Here is a 17,639-nt window from a genome sequence, read left to right as displayed (position 1 = left end):
AGTCAGCTACGAGTCCACATACACCGGTATTAATTGTAGATAATGAAAACGGGGGGCGCCAATTACATCTTTCACATGGCAGGTCTGAACTTACATTTAAAACACGTTAGTCTGGATATCGATTCTTGGTAGATAGAAAAAACTTAATCTCAAATTTCACCAATAAAAAGGAGGTGAATCATGACCACAAACCATTTAACCACAGCTATCGCTACAACACTTACTCAGCAGTTCCCCAACATCCCGATCCACCAGGCAACCGGAAGCACTAGCCCCGACCCAGACACTAAAGGCATCTCCTACCGCCTATTGTCTGCCCAACTCACCCGTGAACGCAGCGATCGCTTCGTGCAGTTCCATGCATTCGAAATCCGCTGGCTTGAAGTAGACAATATCCCGGCGACCCTGCCGGACGAGCTGTTTGAAGCGCTGGAAACCATCGATGTCGAGAGCACACCCTATCGCGCAACGGAACTGCGTTGGGAGACGGAGAACAACACACCAAGAATGCTGGTGTACTACACCATGCGAACCGCCAAAGTTTCCGGGTCTGCCACTACCATGCAACAACTGGAACAGCGACCCACGGTACTTAAAGCCGCTAACGAATAACTAACCAAATGAGGGGATCTACTTGAAAGGAATAGGAGGCGCATTGGCGATGTTTACGAAAAAAGAACCGGACCCTAAAACACCGGAAGTTCAACAGAAAAACAACCAAAAATACAGCAAAGCACAGTTCGCCGAATCCCGGCAATTTAGCCGGATCGAGAAAGACATTTTGGCAGCAGTTCTGCTGGAACAAAAAACGTACACCTTGCAAGAAGCGCAAGAACACATCCTACAATTTATGAATGGGGAGGCACAATAATGGCTGGAGGAACATGGACAACTCAAAACAAGGTACGCCCCGGCGTATATATGAATTTTGCATCAGAGGGCTCGTTACCGGGTACGGTAGGTGAGCGGGGCACGGTAGCATTGGCACTTCCATTGTCATGGGGGCAAGCAGGTACAATCCTGACCGTACAAGCAGGTGAAGATGTACAAGCCAAATTGGGCTATGACTGGACAGCACCACAATTGTTGCTCATCCGTGAGGCATTGAAACGGGCGCAGACTTTGTTTCTTTATCGTTTGAATGCAGGGACAAAAGCCAAGGCAACCTTGGACAAACTGACAGTGACAGCCCAATACGGCGGTGTGCGTGGTAACGATCTGGCAGTTGTAATCTCCTCGAATATCAATGACTCGGACAAATTCGATGTTTCAACTCTGCTTTCAGGTAAAGAAGTGGACAAACAAACTTCGTCGATCATCGAAGCTCTGGAATCCAACGCATACGTTACCTTTACTGGTGAAGGTGCACTCACAGCTACAGCGTCGCTTCCACTAACAGGTGGATTGGATGGTACAGCAACCAACCAAGAGCATGCTGATTTCCTCACCAAGCTAGAGGTACTGGATTTCAACACCGTCGGTCTGATCTCAGACGATGCTACGTTGAAATCTGTATACACCGCCTACATCAAGCGTTTGCGCGATACCGAAGGCAAGAAGGTACAACTGGTGCTGTCGGATTACCCGGCTGCGGATCATGAAGGTGTGATTAGTGTCAAAAACGGTGTTGTGCTCTCAGACGGTACCATTCTTACGCCAAAACAAACCGTAGCATGGACAGCCGGAGCAACATCTGGAGCCAACCTGAATGAATCCCTGACGTTCCGTGCGTATGACGATGCCGTGGATGTGAATGGGCGGTTGACACATAGCGAGACAGAAGCGGCACTGCGTAATGGCGAGTTTGTTTTCACGGCGAGCAGCAACAAGGCCGTGGTGGAGCAGGATTTGAACACGTTCCGTTCCGTAACCCCGGATAAGGCACGCCATTTTGCCAAAAACCGTGTTGTTCGCGTACTCGATGGCATTGCTAACGATATGAAACGGATTTTTGAGTCCTATTATATCGGTAAAGTGAACAACAACGAAGATGGGCGCAGCCTGTTCCGTTCCCAATGTGTCACCTACCTGAAGCAGCTACAGGATATCGGGGCAATTCGAAATTTTGATTCCAAAACTGATATTACAGTTGCTCCAGGCAATGAAACCGACAGTATTCTGATCGAGATTCAGGTCCAACCTGTGGATTCCGTTGAAAAAGTATATATGAAAGTGACGGTGGTTTAAGATGGCATTTTTGAAAGCAAGCGACACGATCTCCGGCCAGGAAGGCCGCGCATACGCAACGATTAACGGACAAACGGAAGAAATGTTCTATGTTAAGACACTTGAAGCAACCGTGGAAAAGCAAAAAGCAGAGGTCAAAACTTTGGGACGACGCGGTGTACAGCACAAAGCAACTGGTTGGTCTGGCTCAGGTTCTATGACGATCTTTTATACCACTTCCCGTTTCCGCGAACTGATGCTCCAGTACATGCAGAATGGTGTGGACACGTACTTCGACATTGAGGTGACCAACGAAGATCCTTCCTCTACGATTGGCAAACAGACCGTGACCCTCAAAGGCGTCAATCTCGACAGTGTAATCATGGCATCTCTGGATACCGAGGCTGAGGCATTGGAGGAAGAAGTGAGCTTTACCTTTGAAGATGTCGATATGCCTGTATCGTTCAATCTGCCGAAGTAATGTAACGTAGAAAGCATAATGATTGAGATTTATAAAGAGTTTAACTTAGCAGCGGGTTTGTAAAAGAAACCTGTTCAACTTGCCTGTGTTACGGGCTATTTGGCGTGTCAAAATTTCTGCTCTTCGCCGCTTTTTGCGGCGGGGAGCCTAACTTTAGAGGAGGAACAATACATGAGTGGATTGAGTATGTTTTTTGCCCAAAATGCAGCAACCGATACAACGGAGGAATTTATCGTATCTTCCCGTTTTAAGGATGAAAAAGGTGAGCCGGTTGCCTGGAAACTGCGCAGCATGACCGAAGACGAGAACCAGGAATGCCGCAAGGCAGCTACTCGCAAAATCAAGGGCAAGAACGGTGTATACACACCCGATATCGATGCGAATGATTATATGGCTCGCCTGATGAGTGCCAGCGTGGTCTATCCCGATCTGAAAAATGCAGAACTTCAGCGCTCGTATGGTGTGATGGGGGCGGAATCGCTTTTGCGGAAAATGCTGTTGCCTGGGGAATTTGCTTCACTCGGTGAACAGGTACAAAAGCTGAACGGCTTCAATCAGGACATGAACGAACTGGTGGATGACGTAAAAAACTAATTAAAGAGGGCGATTCCGAAGCCAATTTGGCTTATTACTCTCTCCATGAATTGAACATCCTCCCGCATGATCTGATGGCCTTCTCCGCACGCGAACGAGCGGCCATATATGCCATGATCTCCATTCGGGTAGAGGAAGAGAAGAAAGAGCGGTCCAAGAGCCGCGCCCGGAAAAAATAAAAGGGAAAGGAGGGAGAAATGAATGTCCGATGCAAGGATCGATGTTATCAATCCTCCATCCATAAATAATCTGATCAACAATTTGAATCTGGTCCAGGTGAGAACAACCGAAATTTTAAATAATTTCAATCAGATTAACCGAATTAATTTGAATCAGTTTAATCAGACGAATATATCTAACCACTTTAATCAAATAAATCAGCAAATGAATGTGACCATTAACTTGATGGAAAAGCTTGAGGATACGGTTGATGATACAAGCGATGCTTTGGGTGATAATCTGAACAAACTCTCCAAGTGGCTGCAAATGTTAAAATCGACTGGGTGTGTCGTGTTAAAAGCGGCTGCTGAAGAAGAAGACTTCAAGTATCGTTATATGGTTGCCGCTGAAGACCCTGTGCTCGGGGAGGGTATCTATAATAAGTTTAGAGATCAAGCCTCCAAGAGCGGCCAAGATTTCAAAGATTCGCTTAAAGCTTCTCTAGGCTTCTTACCGTTGGCACAGAATACAGGGCAGGTAGATCAGTTAAATGAAATGACTCATCGATTGAGTATGTTGTCTCCGGATAACAAGAGTCTGTCAGATGCATCCAAGGCTATTGTTAGTGCCATGAATGGAAAAAATACTGATATGGCTAGTCAATTTAACATCCCAGAAAGTGCATTGACCGGGGCGGGATTGGGTGAATTTATACAGACTAAAGACCTTGACGGTTTTATACAAGGTTTGCAGACGGTTCTTGAAATGCAAGGTTACACACAAGAAGCCTTTAATACGATGCTGGATTCTCCATTGCAAAAATGGACGGCTCTCGTCAATCAGTTCAATGGAATACTGTCTGAAATCGGGACAAGAGCGTTGGAAGTTTTATCTCCAGTGCTTGACCGGTTAAACGAGGCGATAAGCTCAGGACAGTTCAGTGCTTTTATTGAATGGATTGGTGGAGCATTTGCAATTATTGCTCAAGTTGTAGCTTTTATTGTGGAAGGATTCATTAATTTTGCTACAGCTGTACAGGAAAACTGGGCTATCATCGGACCTATATTAACTGCCATTGCTTTAGTGCTACTAGCTAATATCATTATTACGCTCGGAGTTGTAATTGCTCAGGTGTATTCACTGGCAGCGGCATGGTTGGTAGCTAACTGGCCTATCTTGCTTGTAATTGGCGCCATTGCAGGACTCATCTTTATTTTGCAATTATGTGGCGTTACAGCTGGGGATATGGTGGGAGCGATTATAGGTTACTTTTATATGGTTTACGAGCATATGAAATCAATTTTTGCATCCATTCTGAATTATTTCATGTCTTGGGCTGAATTTGTCATTAATGTATTCAGAGATCCAGCCTATGCATTCCAAAAGTTGTTTGTTGACATGGGACTCATTGTACTACAAATTCTGTTCAACATTACAAAGGGAATTGAGGATTTTGCAGGCGGTTTCAAAGATCAAATCAACTGGATGATCGAAGGTATAAACAAATTAATACCCTATCTTAATAAGATTTTCGGTACCAATTGGGGCGGTATTGAAATAGTAACGGACGCTAACATTCATTCGATGAGCGGTAAGATACAGGGTTTGATGAGTGATCTTGAAGCGAGTGTCCCTGAGAGCCAGAAAGATGTTGTTAACTTATGGAGAATGGACGCTTCAGCGGATTATAAAGATGCATACGATGCAGGTTTCGGTAAGGGGCAGGATTTGGTCGATACCACAAAAGGTATATTTTCCAACAGTTCTGTTAAATTACCCGGGAATTTCGGCGGCTCTACTCCCAACACACCTTCCATGCCATCGATGCCAACAGCACCCGCTCCCACGGTCGTTCCCAACAACAATATGAGTAACATCAACAAAATCAACAATATTGGGCAGGTGGACAAAATCGGAGACGTGGATGGCACAGTGGATGTAACCAGTGAAGATTTGAAACTGATGCGTGAGCTTGCTGAGATGCAGGCTATTCAGCGATTTGTCAGTTTGACACCAACCGTTCAGGTCACGACCGGTGATATCAACAGCGGACACGATGTCGACAGCATTATCAGCAAAATCACCGATGGATTGAACAGTCAGATCGTCTCCAGCGCCCAGGGGGTGTACGGTTAAATGGAATATTATATTCAGCTTAGCTTCAACAACCGCTCTGAATACATGTTTTTCCCTGTGACACCGGAAAGTATCGAGTTTTCGGATGCAGGGGATGGCAACACATTTAACGTGAGCGCTTTGGGTGAGATTAACGTGATCAAGTTGCCCAAGCTGCGTGAAGTCAGCTTCAGCGGGATTTTTCCGGCGGACTACAGTCCGTATCATCTGAATTACGATGCAAGCCATCCGGCAGTACAGAAGCAGTTTTACCGTGATCCCTATGAATATGTGAAAAAGATTATCCGCTGGATGCAGACGGGCAGACCCGTCAGGCTGTTCTTTTCCAGTGCCCGATACACGATTAATATGGCTGTTTCCATTGAGAGCTTCGACTGGAAGGAGAAAGCGGGTACGGTGGGCGATATCCAGTATGATATCAAGCTGAAGCAGTTCATTTTTTATGCCGCCAAAAAAGTAGTGCCACTCAAGGACAGTAAGGATACTGCTGCTTCAAAAACAAAAACCAAAGCCTCCCGGCCCAATGAAAAAATCCAGGCCAAGACCGTCACACTTAAAGCTGGAGACTCCTTGTGGTCTGTAGCTAAAGCCAGCCTGGGAGATGGATCTCGCTGGAAAGAGCTGCAAAAGCTAAATGGCATCAAAGATGCACAACTGAAGAAGCTGCCGATTGGACTTGTGATCAAGCTTCCGTGAAAGGAGAGGGAACATGCAGCAGCAGATAAGTTTGGACGATAAGCAGGGAAACATGAAAGAGCGGTTATGGCTCGATGACAAGCAGGGCAACATCTGGGACATTAGCGAGATTGCCGGCGACATTACGTACAAAACCTCCCGTATCGGCAAGCCTTCCTCTCTGGAATTCACGTTGATCAAGGGCAGTCTGTACCAGAATACGAAATTCACATATGAGAATGGATATGTCGTGAAATATACCAGCAACGAGGTAGGCATATTTTACGGATATATCTTTTCGGTGGACAGCGGCAAGGACGAAAGTGTCAAAATCAAAGCCTACGACCAGACCCGCTATCTGACCGCAAATCAGACGTACAAGTTCGTGAACGCGACCGCTACAGATGTAATTAAACGAATTGCTACCGACTTTCGGTTGAAGGTGGGCGAGCTGATTCAACCGACATATGTCATTCCTCGTATGTTGTTTGATAACAAAAAGCTGATCGACATGATTTGTGAGGCGTTGGATCGAACGCTGATCTATGGTGGCAAAAACTACATTTTCTACGATGATTTCGGCAAGCTGGTGCTTCGGGATGTGGAAGAGATGCCTTATGGATTTGTCATAGGGGATAACAGTCTGCTCACGGATTACAGCTATACGCGGTCGATTGACGACCAGACGTATAACAAGATCAAGCTGTATCGGGACAACAAGGATACGGGCAAAAGAGAAACATTTGTGCATCAGGATTCAGGCAGCATCCGTCAATGGGGGCTGCTTTTTTTGTACCAAAAAGCCGATGATGGCCTGAACGAAGGTCAGATTGATGACATGCTGAAAACCCTGATGACCCTCCGTAATCGCGAGACGCAGACGTTGAAAGTGGATGCGCTTGGTGATTTCAAGGTGAGGGCAGGCAGTTTTGTCAACATCCAGATCGATGAACTGAAGATTAATCAATATTTTCTGGTAGACGAATGTACGCATAAGGTACAGGGGGGCGTGCATACGATGTCGCTGGATTTGAAGGTGGTGTAACGATAAATGATGCTGGACGTGATTAAAAAGGCGGCGGTGGCCGCTGTAGATGCCAAGTCTCCCGTTCAGGTAATGTACGGAAGCGTGACAAACACCCAGCCTCTGGAGATCACCGTTGAACAACGGCTGGCATTGGCTGAACCTTTTCTGGTACTGCCGGAATCCGTAGTGAACAAAGCTTGGACCGTGGGTGACCATGTTTTGTTGTTACGTGTTCAAGGCGGAGACAGCTTTGTTGTGCTGGATCGGCTGGTGAATCCATGATTCCACAGGGTGCGCAGATTAGTACAGAAGATCAGGAAGAGGCTGCTGTGCTTCCAAGTTTGACGTATGTGTTTCAAGCTTCAGGACAGCGAATTGGAAGACTGCAACTGGATGGAAAAGATGCGGTAAAACAGGCGGTGTATAAAGCGTTGTCCACACGCCGCTACGAGCATCTAATCTATTCTTCGGATTATGGTATGGAATGGTCCTGGGAAGGAATGGCCGGGAGATCCATGGTTGAATCGGAACTGGAACGCTGGATTCGCGAAGCATTGCTTCCAGATGATCGCATTTCGGATGTAACCGAGTTCGATTTTGTCCACGAGGCTGACGGGGTACGTGTTTCTTTTACCGTGGAAACGGATTTTGGCAGCTTCAGGGAGGAGACGGAGGTGAACATGGATGTATGAAGAGCAGACGTTTGAAGTTATTTTAAACCGAATGCTGGATAGGGTACCAGATGGTGTGGATATACGTGAAGGCAGCATTATCTATGATGCGCTTGCGCCAGCGGCAGTGGAAATGGCTCAGATGTATATCGAGCTGGATGTGAACGCCAATCTGAAGTTTGCAGATACAGCTTCCGGAGAGTATCTGGATCGCGCGGTGGCTTGGTCTGGTATTAGTCGGAAAGCGGCCACGAAGGCACGTTGGGTTGGGAGTTTTCGGGATAACGAAGGTAAGCCTGTTGAGGTTCCTTTGGATAGTCGTTTTTCCACGGGGGATCGGGTGTATGTTGTTGTGGAACGCATCGCGGCAGGGCAATATGTGTTGGAATGTGAGGTCGCGGGAGCGGAAGGAAATGAATATACGGGGGCACTGCTGCCCATCGATTATATTGCGGGCCTTACCACAGCTGAATTGACAAATTTGTTGGTTCCTGGCGAAGACGAGGAAACCGATCAGGCCTTGTACGACCGATATCAGGATAAAGTTTCCCGTCCGGTTACGAGTGCCAACAAATATCAGTATGAACTGTGGGCGCGTGAAAACTCGGGCGTTGGGAAAGCGAAGGCTTTTCCACTATGGGACGGTCCGGGCACGGTAAAAGTGGCACTGCTGAACAACGAAATGCACGCACCCGCTGAGGCGGTGATTGAGGCAGTGCAGAAATATATCGATCCCACGCAGGATGGGATGGGCGAAGGCGCTGCCCCAATTGGTCCCGTGGTCACGGTGGTCGGAGCAGAAGAAGTGTCCATTCATGTCGAGGTGCAGGTCACGCTTGCATCAGGCTCAACGTACGACGGTGTAAAAACGCTGATTGAAGCGGGGGTTACTGCTTATCTGAAAGAATTGGCGTTTGCCGATCCGCTTGTTCGCTGGACGCGTATTGCCAATGTCATTCTGGATATTCCGCCTGTGATTGATTACAGCGATCTGCTGGTGAATGGTGGTATGTCCAACCTGGAGATTGCACCTGGTGCAGTCGCCGTTCTCGGGACGGTGAAGGTGACATGAGCAAAGCAGAGGTATTAATGTCTCTTTTGCCCCCGTTGTATGAAAATGTGGTGGAGATGCAGCTTCTCACGGAAACCGAAGGTGTTGAGCTGGACAACCTTACGGTGGGTTTGGAAAGTGTGCTGGATCAATTCTACCCGGAGTCTGCGACCTGGGCATTGGAACGTTATGAGCGGGATTTGCAGATTCAGACGAATCAAGCCAAGCCGGATGATCAGCGGAGATCCGTAATCATCTCCAAGATGCGCGGCAGCGGCAAAATATCTGGCTCCATGCTCAAAAACGTGGCGCAGGCCTACGAAAGTGGCGGGATTGATGTATCCGTGTCGCCTAAGGAATACTTGATCCGAATTCGTTTCATCGACACATGGGGCTTGCTGCCCAATCTGGATGATCTGAAGGCAGCGATTGAGGATATTAAACCAGCACATATGACCGTGGAGTACCGTCTGCGGTATTTGACGATCTCGGAAGTTGAGAACATGACGCTGGATGAGAGTGAACAGACACGACAGGATAAATTTTTAGGAGGTGGAGCTTAAAATGAATGAACCGAAAACACCGAATCTTGGGTTGAATAAGATTGACCGTACCTCGCCATCGACAACCTATTTTGATCTGAATAAGTATCTGGATCTGAACTGGGAGAAGGTTGATGAAGGTGTGGGGCAAGTCGAAGAAAAGGCTGAGGAAAACGCGGCAAAGGTGAGCAGTATTCAAGAACGGTTGGACACGGAGAAGCGTAGATCCGTTACGTTGGAGTCAGGGTTGCGGATTGTTAATGCTGATTGTGCGTCGGCGTTTAAGTTGGAGGGATTGAAGGGCCGGACACTCGTGAATTTGTTGGGGCGTGCTGGAGGTTGTGAGAGTACTGCTCCATTTAGTTTGATATATGGTTCTGCTTCACCAACCAGTTTTGTAACCTCAACTACAGATCGTACGGAAGGGGGTGCTGGAATTAGAGCAACATGGGATTCGGAAAATACAGGGACCTCAAGGTCTTTTATGATTCCTACTAAATTGGCAGCGGGCAAATACTATATTGGAATTGCAGATTTAAGCACAAGTAACGTCGGTATGGCAGCATTTATTGCTGTTCGTAAAGGAGACGGTAGTTATCATGAAGGAAGCAGAGTTAGTTCTATAGCAAAATCATTAAGTTTTGTTTCTTTTCAAGCCGATGGAACGGAGTTAGCCACCGGTATTTATTGTGTAGTAATGAACCTAAAAGGGAACATTGCTTTCGATTCGATCCGATTATATGAAATTGACTCCGTGCAGTTTAACGATATTACCAGAATGAGCAATGAAATGATTGCTTCTAGTTATCCTTACGTTGATAGCGTTCAACCCGTGCGAAATCCGTATGCGATTCGTTATGGAGAGAATTTGTTGCCTCCGTTTTATGAAGCCGAGATTGCAACTGGCGTAAATTTAACAGCCCCATACTCATTATCCTTTCCGTTAACAGGATCGAGTGTAAACGTTGTAAGATATTGGGTTCCAGTGGTCGAAGGGGAGACTTACACATTGACGCCGGGGTTAGTAAACGGAGATAACTTTCAAGTAATTGGTTTTGCTGATGATAAGAGTAAGATTACCATGAACTCATTGGGCGTAGTCAGGGAGGCGATTACCTTCACTGTTCCAAGCGGATCAGGGACGAAGTATCTCCGACTAACGCTTATATCCGGTAGTTTAACGGGAATTATGGTTGTGGATAACCCGATGCTCGTTGTCGGAACCGAATCCAAACCGTTTGTGCCGCGTGAAGACGCTATGCTCGCATTGCAAACAGATCTATACGCTGATCCAGTAACAGGGGCGAATGCTGACCAACTGTTCGAGAAGGACGGACAATATTTCAAGCTGGCGAAGTGGAAAAGTGTGACACTCGATGGACTTTTATTGTGGCGATTCAGTACGAATTACACAGGATTTAAAAGAGTCGCTATCGATGCGTTTGCACCAGGGCAAACAAGTTTGATGCGATGGGGGAACTACGCGGTTAAATATGACGGTAATTTGCTAATGAATGGTACCTCAAGTACAGCCGCGGACGTTTTTGACGTCTCAACTGACACAGGTTTGTATGTTACGATATCCAACGCTGATAGCGGATGGGGAGACTCATACACACCAACAGCTGACGAGATTAAGGCGTATTTCATGGGATGGATTATGTACCTCTCTGGGACCGGAGGAAGTGGAAAGAACGGTATTACGCCATACAATGGGACAGGAACGAAGTATTGGGCGAGGGTAGCATCTGACGGCAACACTTTAGCAGATGGAACGGCAGTTTTGCCTACAACTCAAGCGCCAAACTACACGTCATACCAACTCGTATACCAGCTTGCTACGCCGAGTGTCGAGCCAATCACGTCAGAAGGACAATTGACGTTAATCGAAGGCAATAATCAGGTGGAAGTGGGAACGGGGATTGTGTTGCGTGAATCGAATAAACCTGGTTATGTTACCAACACTTATTATTTTAATGATACGTATTACGGATCTACTTTAAAATTTAGGGTTGATAAAGTGTTGGGCGTTTACAGAAATAATGTGCGAGATTATAAAGCAATAATTTATTCTGGTAATAACCAGTACGGGAACCAAAAAGCCCGCCTAGACGCTATTAATTACGATCCCTCTGCTGCCTACAGCGTCACATACCTAATGCTGGATTCGTCTCCGGTAGTCGCATTTGTCGGATCAGTACCAGACAATGAAAAGGCGCTACTTACGGATTTGGTACAGGACGTTCAACAAGCGAATGCACGTCTTAGTGTTGTGGAGAACAAAAAGGCTGAGAAGGATGTTCCCGCTCCTGTCTGGATTACGCCAACACTACTAAATTCGTGGGTGCGCCATTCTACAGCTAGACCGACATTAAGGTATTACAAAGATTCGCAAGGTGTTGTTCATTTGGAAGGCGTGATAAGGTCGGGTGTGGTCACATCAGGTACAGCTTTATGTAACCTTCCGGCAGGATATCGTCCGGCGTTAACAGTATCGTGTGTCTCATATTCATCTAACGGTACCACGGTCGCTATCGGGCTTATTGACGTTCTTAATGGCGGGACTATTCAATTAGGAACGACTGGAACCCCTACGTTTTACAACGGACTTATGTTTATTGGACTGTCATTCTTAGCCGAACAATAAAGGAGTGATTATATGAAAGCCGTACCTAAAGTGAATACAGACGGATTCTATATGGAGGACGAGTTGGTGGGCGATGCCTTTAGTGGTGTCGTCCCTTTTTATACAGAGCCTGAACCTAAGGTATTTGACCCTGATCAGATCGAGCAGCTTACAATGCTTGAGGAAGAGATAGAACATGAGATTGCCGGGTATCTGGTCGGCGTGCCGGTTCCTGCTGGGCTGTTTCATCCCCGTTTCAATCTGGCTGATTGGGAAACATACCAGGACGCAGTGCAAGCAGGACCGCAGGGAACTTTTCCTGACCTATGGACTGAGGGGTTGAGTCAGGAAGAGATTGACGAGCTGACCGAGCCACAGCCTGCGGTGACTCCCGAAATGGACAAGATCGGGGAGCAATTGGTTAAAAGCAAACTGGAAGTGTTGGAACTGAAGCAACAATACGAAATTTTGGGTCAGAAGATTGTAATGAGAGAGTTGGAGAACGTAGACCTGAAGGCACAAAATGAAGCTTTGGGCGCGCAGATCGTTGGCATTGAGCTACGTTTGTTGAACATTGAACAACCGAAGGGAGAAGCTACAAATGTTTAAATCTGATTTTGAAAGACTGCAGTATTATTACGAAAAGAAATGGGCAAAGGAACGACATCTTAGGCAATACGTTTCATTTGGAGTCATCACTCCAGATGAGTTCGAACTGATCACATCCCAGAATTACGAGTCTTAATCTGATGGGAGGTGTTTGCTTTGTTCAATGAGGTGGAGTAAATATCATTGATATGTCGAGGCATATCCGGTGGCGCAAAGATGTATACAAAACGTGATTGCGAGTATGAGCTGGGCAATGGAGATGTCTATGTCCTCTGAATTGTCCGCGAAGCGTAGTTGGGTGCTGAAGCTTCAACGCTCTCATGTGGAGTATATCGAATTCGATGATGTGTTTAATCCTGTTGATCAGATCATTATTGATACTGATAAATTTAAATATCGGAAAATGAAGAAATCTGGAGGAGGTGAAACCATGCAACAGGACACCCTATGGAAATGGCTCCTTGCTCTATTAACCAGCTCAGCAACCTACTTTTTCGGAGGCTGGTCCGGCGTACTTGGCGTACTACTCGTATTCGTCATCCTTGATTACCTAACCGGCATCGCGGCGGCAGGAATGACCGGCAAGCTAGAAAGCAATGTCGGCATGTTCGGCATCGCACGAAAGGTATTTATTTTTGCAATGGTATCGGTGGCTCATCTGGTGGACGGTGTTCTGGGAGACGGACATTTGTTCAGGGATGCGGTCGCCTTTTTTTATATCGCAAATGAGTTATTGTCCATTATTGAAAATGGAGGCAAACTGGGAGCACCAATTCCACCTGCGATCCGGCAGGCGATTGAAGTGCTCAAGGGTAAGGGAGGAGACGGGAGGATTACCGACAAGTATACTCCTGATTCCAGAGAATCTTTTGTACAGTCAGATGATAAGGATATCGACAAACAGACCAGAGATGAAACGAAGTAAAGAACATTCATTCATTCAAATGTGCCCTTTATTAAGAGAGGGAGAGAAAATATTTGAATCGATAGTCTGATCCATTGGCTACAAGTACTGAAGGAGACGGAATCGATTCTGAAGAAGCGGTAGCGGTCGCCTTTGTCTCTGAATTTCTAACCTTTAAGAAAATCAATCAAGAAGATTTAGAGACAACAGCGATCGGAAGAACGATCCGTATCTGGAACGGTCACGTACCGACTCGGTATCTTTTCCTTAGTGAGTTAATGGATACCTAGTAGTCTACCAACAGTCGACATAGAATATGAAGCCCTTATATAGCCATATGGGACATACACCATAGCCATCCGAACTTACCTTTTACCAACAATCAGGACACGCACACAAGCAACCCCTGACCCCCAAGCATTAACTATATACAAACGGCAATTTGCCGCATAAAGGGTGTGAGAAACATGCAAACGAGAAGCTCGGGCAACACGCAGGGCATTGACGTCTCCCGGTATCAGGGCACAATCGATTGGGCCAAAGTGAAGGCAAGTGGTATGACGTTTGTGTTCATCAAGGCGACCGAAGGGCAGACGTATACCGATCCAAATTTTCAAAAAAACGTAACCGGCGCACTGGCGGCAGGCATGCTGGTCGGAACGTACCACTTTTTTCGCGCAACGACTACCGATGGTGCCAAGGTAGAAGCGGCACATTATGCCAATACACTGCAAAAAGTAGGAGGCGCCAAGGCGCTGCAATTACCTCCTGTCATGGACTACGAGAACAATCCGGGTAACCTGAGCAAAGCACAGATCAACACGGTAGCTAAGGCTTTTTTAACGGAATTGCAACGTCTCACGGGTGTGAAACCGATCATATACACGGGCAATTCATTTGCCGGCAATTTTGATACAACACTCAGCTCATACGATCTGTGGATCGCACGTTACAGCAACACCCGTGTACCGGATGACCAGCCTGCCTGGAAACGTTGGACGTTCTGGCAGTATACGGACTCGGGCAAGGTGAACGGGATTAGCGGCAATGTGGATATGAACGAGTTCCAAGGATCGGCAGCGGAATTGAAAGCAAGATATGCAACAGCAACACCAAAGCCGCCAGAGCCATCCGAACCAACCAATCCCACCAATCCAACCGAACCACCGAAAGGGGGCGAACCGATGACAGCCGAAGAGAAAGCAGCGTTTGATGCGCTGAAATCCCAAGTGGATAAACTGCAGTCGCGCCAGCAGATGGAAGTTCCAGTCTGGGCAAAAGCTGCCGTAGACGCAGCACTGGCATATGACACCAAAAATCCGTTGTTCACCATCGATGGTGGGGCGAGTTATGATTTTTACCGTTTTATCACGGTCATGTACCGCAGAGGTTTATTCAAAAAATAACCTGACCTAACTTAGAATATAAGTTGTTCATGGTTTTAAAAGAGGGAGCACAACAAGGGACACACGACGCTTTTTGTCGAAAGGTGTTCCTTTTTTGTGTTTTATGTAAGTGATATTAACATATATAATAAAGTTGAAGACTTATGTCCGTAAATCTCTTGTCTAATTGATGAATGTGATGTAAAGTAAGTTACACGAAATCGATTTTCACCACTGTTTATTTACACAATCCTCCTCATCATGACAAGACTTTAACATCAAAAGTTATTGTAATGTCTCCCTGTTGTAAAATCCAACATCTCTAGATCAATTTCACAACGTATTGAAACAATCCAACCTGTCCAACCTGCTTGAGAAACCACTAAATTGTACTGTTTACCAACTTTCTGTTTCAGCTAATGGCCATCATTAGACACTTGCCAATTACACTTTAGCCATGACGTTTAACTCCCAGTCAAATTTTAAGCCAAACTCCACACCAGACAACACCACCGTTCTCTCTAAATCAGCCTTTGTCGCCGCCACCAAGTCAGTACCATTTTACTGTTGCTTATTGACCAAAGTTCAATTGTTACGCAACAAGTTTGTTACAACAACCACAGGCTTTTATAACGTAGCACAACATTCGAAAAATCTAACAAAATGTGCGCGGTTACATCCCGTTTTACATCTTATATACGTCTCAACTTATCTAAACATCCATCACAGGTATCAAAGGCATTTAAAGCCTTTCATATGATACAAAGCACCAAACCGATCGATTGTAATCATTGGAGTTTTTTCACGCCAGTATCACACACATTATGAGACAGGGAAGGGTGTTGTACGTATGCGAATGAGAAAAAAGTGGTTATCCGGGGTCATGGCAATGGCCATGAGCACAGTGTTGATTCTGTCAGGCTGCTCTAGCACCAGTAACGAGGGCACAGGCAATTCCCCCGCTCCGGCGGAGGGTAGCGAGCCTCCGGCAGAAGTGGCAGCACAGGATACGATGATTATGGGACGCGGCGGAGATTCGGTGGCGCTGGACCCGGCAATTGTTACAGACGGGGAGTCGCTGAAGATTGGACATCAGGTATTTGACTCATTGCTGGACTACAAAGAAGGTGGAACCGAGGTTGTTCCTGGACTGGCTGAGAGCTGGGAGATTTCGGCGGATGGACTCAAGTATGACTTCAAGCTGAAGCCCGGCGTGAAATTCCACGATGGTACTGACTTCAACGCAGAGGCTGTGGTGTTCAACTTCAATCGATGGAGTGATCCGGCCAGTGAATATAAATTCGAGGGAGATTCCTTCGACTATTATGACTCCATGTTTGGTCCAGAAGACGGACGTGTGATTAAGGAAGTAAAGGCGATTGACGAGACAACGGTCGAGTTCACCCTGAACCAGCCACAAGCGCCTTTCCTGCAAAACATTGCGATGACGCCATTTGGCATTGCAAGTCCAACCGCGATTCAGGAGAAAAAGGAAAATTTCAAGAGCGAGCCAGTAGGCACAGGCCCATTTGTATTCAAAGAGTGGAAGCGGAACGACTCCATCACCCTGGAGAAAAATCCGAATTATTGGAAAGAGGGACTGCCGAAGCTGAACAAAGTAATCGTGCGTTCCATTCCGGATAACACGGCTCGCTTCAATGCGTTGCAAAACGGCGAGATTGATATTATGGAAGACTTGAACCCGGACGATCTGTCCATCCTTGAGGGGAATAGTGAGCTGCAAAAAATCGAGCGTCCACCATTTAACGTGTCATATATTGGCTTCAACTTTAAGAAAAAACCGTTTGATAACGTGAAAGTAAGACAAGCGCTCAACCACGCGGTGAACAAACAAGGCATTATCGATGCTTTTTTTGCCGGACAAGCGCAGCCAGCGGTAAACCCGATGCCGCCAACGCTTTGGGGGTATAACGACAGTATTGAAGACTATGCTTATGATCTGGAAAAAGCAAAAGCATTACTTGCCGAAGCCGGCTATCCTGATGGATTGCCTGACCCGGTAACATTCTATGCAATGCCGGTATCCAGGCCGTATATGCCTGACGGCAAGAAGGTTGCCGAAGCGATCCAGGCCGATTTTGAGAAAATCGGAGTGACCGTCAACATTGAATCACCAGAGTGGGCAACGTATCTGGATGATGCCAAAGCCGGGGAGAAAGACGACATTTACATGCTCGGCTGGACCGGTGATAACGGTGACCCGGATAACTTCCTGTACACGCTGCTCGATAAGGATGCGATCCCGGGCAACAACCGCAGCTTCTACGTAAACGAAGAATTGCATACGTTGCTGACGAGTGCGCAGAAAGAAACGGATCAGGACAAACGTGCGGAACTGTACAAGCAAGCGCAGGTGATTATTAAGGAAGATGCTCCATGGATTCCACTTGTGCACACCACTCCTATTTTGGCTGGTAAAGCGAACCTGAAAGATTTCGTGCCGTCCCCATTGGGAACGGAATCCTACGCCAATGCCTACTTTGAATAACTTATATACGAGCTGAACTTAGTATTAAATAGGAACCATTAGTTCAAAGCGCTGGCGTACACGCAATGCTTGGCAGAACCCACATCAGGATGTAACGATCTAAA

The 17,639-nt window shown here is 46.6% G+C and carries 20 protein-coding genes; all 20 read left to right on the top strand.

From position 1 onward, the window contains the following. Positions 1–180 precede the first annotated feature (180 nt). Positions 181–612, top strand: coding sequence for a phage tail terminator family protein (locus tag ACR1R9_RS21115; RefSeq protein ID WP_433922801.1), 432 nt, complete (start codon positions 181–183; stop codon positions 610–612). Positions 613–661: 49 nt separating this feature from the next. Next, complete coding sequence (locus ACR1R9_RS21110; RefSeq protein ID WP_433922802.1) at positions 662–871, top strand: hypothetical protein; 210 nt, start codon at positions 662–664, stop codon at positions 869–871. Then, positions 871–2,187, top strand: a complete 1,317-nt coding sequence (locus ACR1R9_RS21105; RefSeq protein WP_433922803.1) for a phage tail sheath family protein — start codon at positions 871–873, stop codon at positions 2,185–2,187. Before ACR1R9_RS21110 ends, ACR1R9_RS21105 begins: the two co-directional genes overlap by 1 nt. Before the next feature lies 1 nt (position 2,188). Next, a complete protein-coding gene (locus ACR1R9_RS21100) occupies positions 2,189–2,647 on the top strand; it encodes a phage tail tube protein (RefSeq protein ID WP_017690162.1) in 459 nt (152 codons plus the stop codon). Between the two features lie 171 nt (positions 2,648–2,818). Next, entirely contained in the window at positions 2,819–3,241 is a 423-nt protein-coding gene (locus ACR1R9_RS21095) for a phage tail assembly chaperone (RefSeq protein ID WP_433922804.1), read from the top strand. Between the two features lie 26 nt (positions 3,242–3,267). Then, positions 3,268–3,420, top strand: a complete 153-nt coding sequence (locus ACR1R9_RS21090) for a hypothetical protein (protein ID WP_433948897.1) — start codon at positions 3,268–3,270, stop codon at positions 3,418–3,420. 22 nt (positions 3,421–3,442) lie between these two features. Further along, positions 3,443–5,536: a hypothetical protein gene (locus ACR1R9_RS21085; RefSeq protein ID WP_433922806.1), complete on the top strand. Its 2,094-nt coding sequence runs from the start codon at positions 3,443–3,445 to the stop codon at positions 5,534–5,536. Next, the gene (locus tag ACR1R9_RS21080; protein ID WP_433922807.1) at positions 5,537–6,232 is read left to right on the top strand and encodes a LysM peptidoglycan-binding domain-containing protein; all 696 of its coding nucleotides are present in this window, start codon (positions 5,537–5,539) and stop codon (positions 6,230–6,232) included. Between the two features lie 13 nt (positions 6,233–6,245). Continuing rightward, a complete protein-coding gene (locus tag ACR1R9_RS21075; protein ID WP_433922808.1) occupies positions 6,246–7,256 on the top strand; it encodes an XkdQ/YqbQ family protein in 1,011 nt (336 codons plus the stop codon). Between the two features lie 6 nt (positions 7,257–7,262). Next, positions 7,263–7,520 (top strand): DUF2577 family protein, encoded by a 258-nt coding sequence (locus ACR1R9_RS21070; RefSeq protein WP_175383663.1) that lies wholly within the window; start codon positions 7,263–7,265, stop codon positions 7,518–7,520. Then, on the top strand, positions 7,517–7,930 hold the full coding sequence (locus tag ACR1R9_RS21065; protein WP_433922809.1) for a DUF2634 domain-containing protein: 414 nt from the start codon (positions 7,517–7,519) through the stop codon (positions 7,928–7,930). Before ACR1R9_RS21070 ends, ACR1R9_RS21065 begins: the two co-directional genes overlap by 4 nt. Beyond that, entirely contained in the window at positions 7,923–8,981 is a 1,059-nt protein-coding gene (locus tag ACR1R9_RS21060; protein ID WP_433922810.1) for a baseplate J/gp47 family protein, read from the top strand. The genes ACR1R9_RS21065 and ACR1R9_RS21060 overlap by 8 nt, the downstream gene beginning before the upstream one ends. Further along, on the top strand, positions 8,978–9,523 hold the full coding sequence (locus tag ACR1R9_RS21055) for a putative phage tail protein (RefSeq protein WP_433922811.1): 546 nt from the start codon (positions 8,978–8,980) through the stop codon (positions 9,521–9,523). The genes ACR1R9_RS21060 and ACR1R9_RS21055 overlap by 4 nt, the downstream gene beginning before the upstream one ends. Position 9,524: 1 nt before the next feature. After that, on the top strand, positions 9,525–12,149 hold the full coding sequence (locus tag ACR1R9_RS21050) for a hypothetical protein (RefSeq protein WP_433922812.1): 2,625 nt from the start codon (positions 9,525–9,527) through the stop codon (positions 12,147–12,149). 12 nt (positions 12,150–12,161) lie between these two features. Further along, positions 12,162–12,737 (top strand): hypothetical protein, encoded by a 576-nt coding sequence (locus tag ACR1R9_RS21045; RefSeq protein ID WP_433922813.1) that lies wholly within the window; start codon positions 12,162–12,164, stop codon positions 12,735–12,737. Beyond that, complete coding sequence (locus ACR1R9_RS21040) at positions 12,730–12,873, top strand: XkdX family protein (RefSeq protein ID WP_433922814.1); 144 nt, start codon at positions 12,730–12,732, stop codon at positions 12,871–12,873. The genes ACR1R9_RS21045 and ACR1R9_RS21040 overlap by 8 nt, the downstream gene beginning before the upstream one ends. Before the next feature lie 294 nt (positions 12,874–13,167). Then, a complete protein-coding gene (locus tag ACR1R9_RS21035) occupies positions 13,168–13,662 on the top strand; it encodes a phage holin family protein (RefSeq protein WP_433923672.1) in 495 nt (164 codons plus the stop codon). Positions 13,663–13,736: 74 nt separating this feature from the next. Next, a complete protein-coding gene (locus tag ACR1R9_RS21030) occupies positions 13,737–13,931 on the top strand; it encodes a hypothetical protein (RefSeq protein ID WP_433922815.1) in 195 nt (64 codons plus the stop codon). 177 nt (positions 13,932–14,108) lie between these two features. After that, positions 14,109–15,047, top strand: a complete 939-nt coding sequence (locus ACR1R9_RS21025; protein ID WP_433922816.1) for a glycoside hydrolase family 25 protein — start codon at positions 14,109–14,111, stop codon at positions 15,045–15,047. A gap of 835 nt (positions 15,048–15,882) precedes the next feature. Then, complete coding sequence (locus ACR1R9_RS21020) at positions 15,883–17,535, top strand: ABC transporter substrate-binding protein (RefSeq protein WP_433922817.1); 1,653 nt, start codon at positions 15,883–15,885, stop codon at positions 17,533–17,535. Positions 17,536–17,639 lie beyond the last annotated feature (104 nt).

The sequence above is a fragment of the Paenibacillus taichungensis genome (assembly GCF_050994985.1).
GTDB lineage: Bacteria > Bacillota > Bacilli > Paenibacillales > Paenibacillaceae > Paenibacillus > Paenibacillus taichungensis.
This window is presented reverse-complemented; position numbering and strand designations above follow the sequence as displayed.

Bases quoted from the DNA above. Each gene is read 5' to 3' on its own strand.
- ACR1R9_RS21115 (WP_433922801.1), top strand. From the start codon at position 181: ATGACCACAAACCATTTAACCACAGCTATCGCTACAACACTTACTCAG.
- ACR1R9_RS21110 (WP_433922802.1), top strand. From the start codon at position 662: ATGTTTACGAAAAAAGAACCGGACCCTAAAACACCGGAAGTTCAACAG.
- ACR1R9_RS21105 (WP_433922803.1), top strand. From the start codon at position 871: ATGGCTGGAGGAACATGGACAACTCAAAACAAGGTACGCCCCGGCGTA.
- ACR1R9_RS21100 (WP_017690162.1), top strand. From the start codon at position 2,189: ATGGCATTTTTGAAAGCAAGCGACACGATCTCCGGCCAGGAAGGCCGC.
- ACR1R9_RS21095 (WP_433922804.1), top strand. From the start codon at position 2,819: ATGAGTGGATTGAGTATGTTTTTTGCCCAAAATGCAGCAACCGATACA.
- ACR1R9_RS21085 (WP_433922806.1), top strand. From the start codon at position 3,443: ATGTCCGATGCAAGGATCGATGTTATCAATCCTCCATCCATAAATAAT.
- ACR1R9_RS21080 (WP_433922807.1), top strand. From the start codon at position 5,537: ATGGAATATTATATTCAGCTTAGCTTCAACAACCGCTCTGAATACATG.
- ACR1R9_RS21075 (WP_433922808.1), top strand. From the start codon at position 6,246: ATGCAGCAGCAGATAAGTTTGGACGATAAGCAGGGAAACATGAAAGAG.
- ACR1R9_RS21070 (WP_175383663.1), top strand. From the start codon at position 7,263: ATGATGCTGGACGTGATTAAAAAGGCGGCGGTGGCCGCTGTAGATGCC.
- ACR1R9_RS21065 (WP_433922809.1), top strand. From the start codon at position 7,517: ATGATTCCACAGGGTGCGCAGATTAGTACAGAAGATCAGGAAGAGGCT.
- ACR1R9_RS21060 (WP_433922810.1), top strand. From the start codon at position 7,923: ATGTATGAAGAGCAGACGTTTGAAGTTATTTTAAACCGAATGCTGGAT.
- ACR1R9_RS21055 (WP_433922811.1), top strand. From the start codon at position 8,978: ATGAGCAAAGCAGAGGTATTAATGTCTCTTTTGCCCCCGTTGTATGAA.
- ACR1R9_RS21050 (WP_433922812.1), top strand. From the start codon at position 9,525: ATGAATGAACCGAAAACACCGAATCTTGGGTTGAATAAGATTGACCGT.
- ACR1R9_RS21045 (WP_433922813.1), top strand. From the start codon at position 12,162: ATGAAAGCCGTACCTAAAGTGAATACAGACGGATTCTATATGGAGGAC.
- ACR1R9_RS21040 (WP_433922814.1), top strand. From the start codon at position 12,730: ATGTTTAAATCTGATTTTGAAAGACTGCAGTATTATTACGAAAAGAAA.
- ACR1R9_RS21035 (WP_433923672.1), top strand. From the start codon at position 13,168: ATGCAACAGGACACCCTATGGAAATGGCTCCTTGCTCTATTAACCAGC.
- ACR1R9_RS21025 (WP_433922816.1), top strand. From the start codon at position 14,109: ATGCAAACGAGAAGCTCGGGCAACACGCAGGGCATTGACGTCTCCCGG.
- ACR1R9_RS21020 (WP_433922817.1), top strand. From the start codon at position 15,883: ATGAGAAAAAAGTGGTTATCCGGGGTCATGGCAATGGCCATGAGCACA.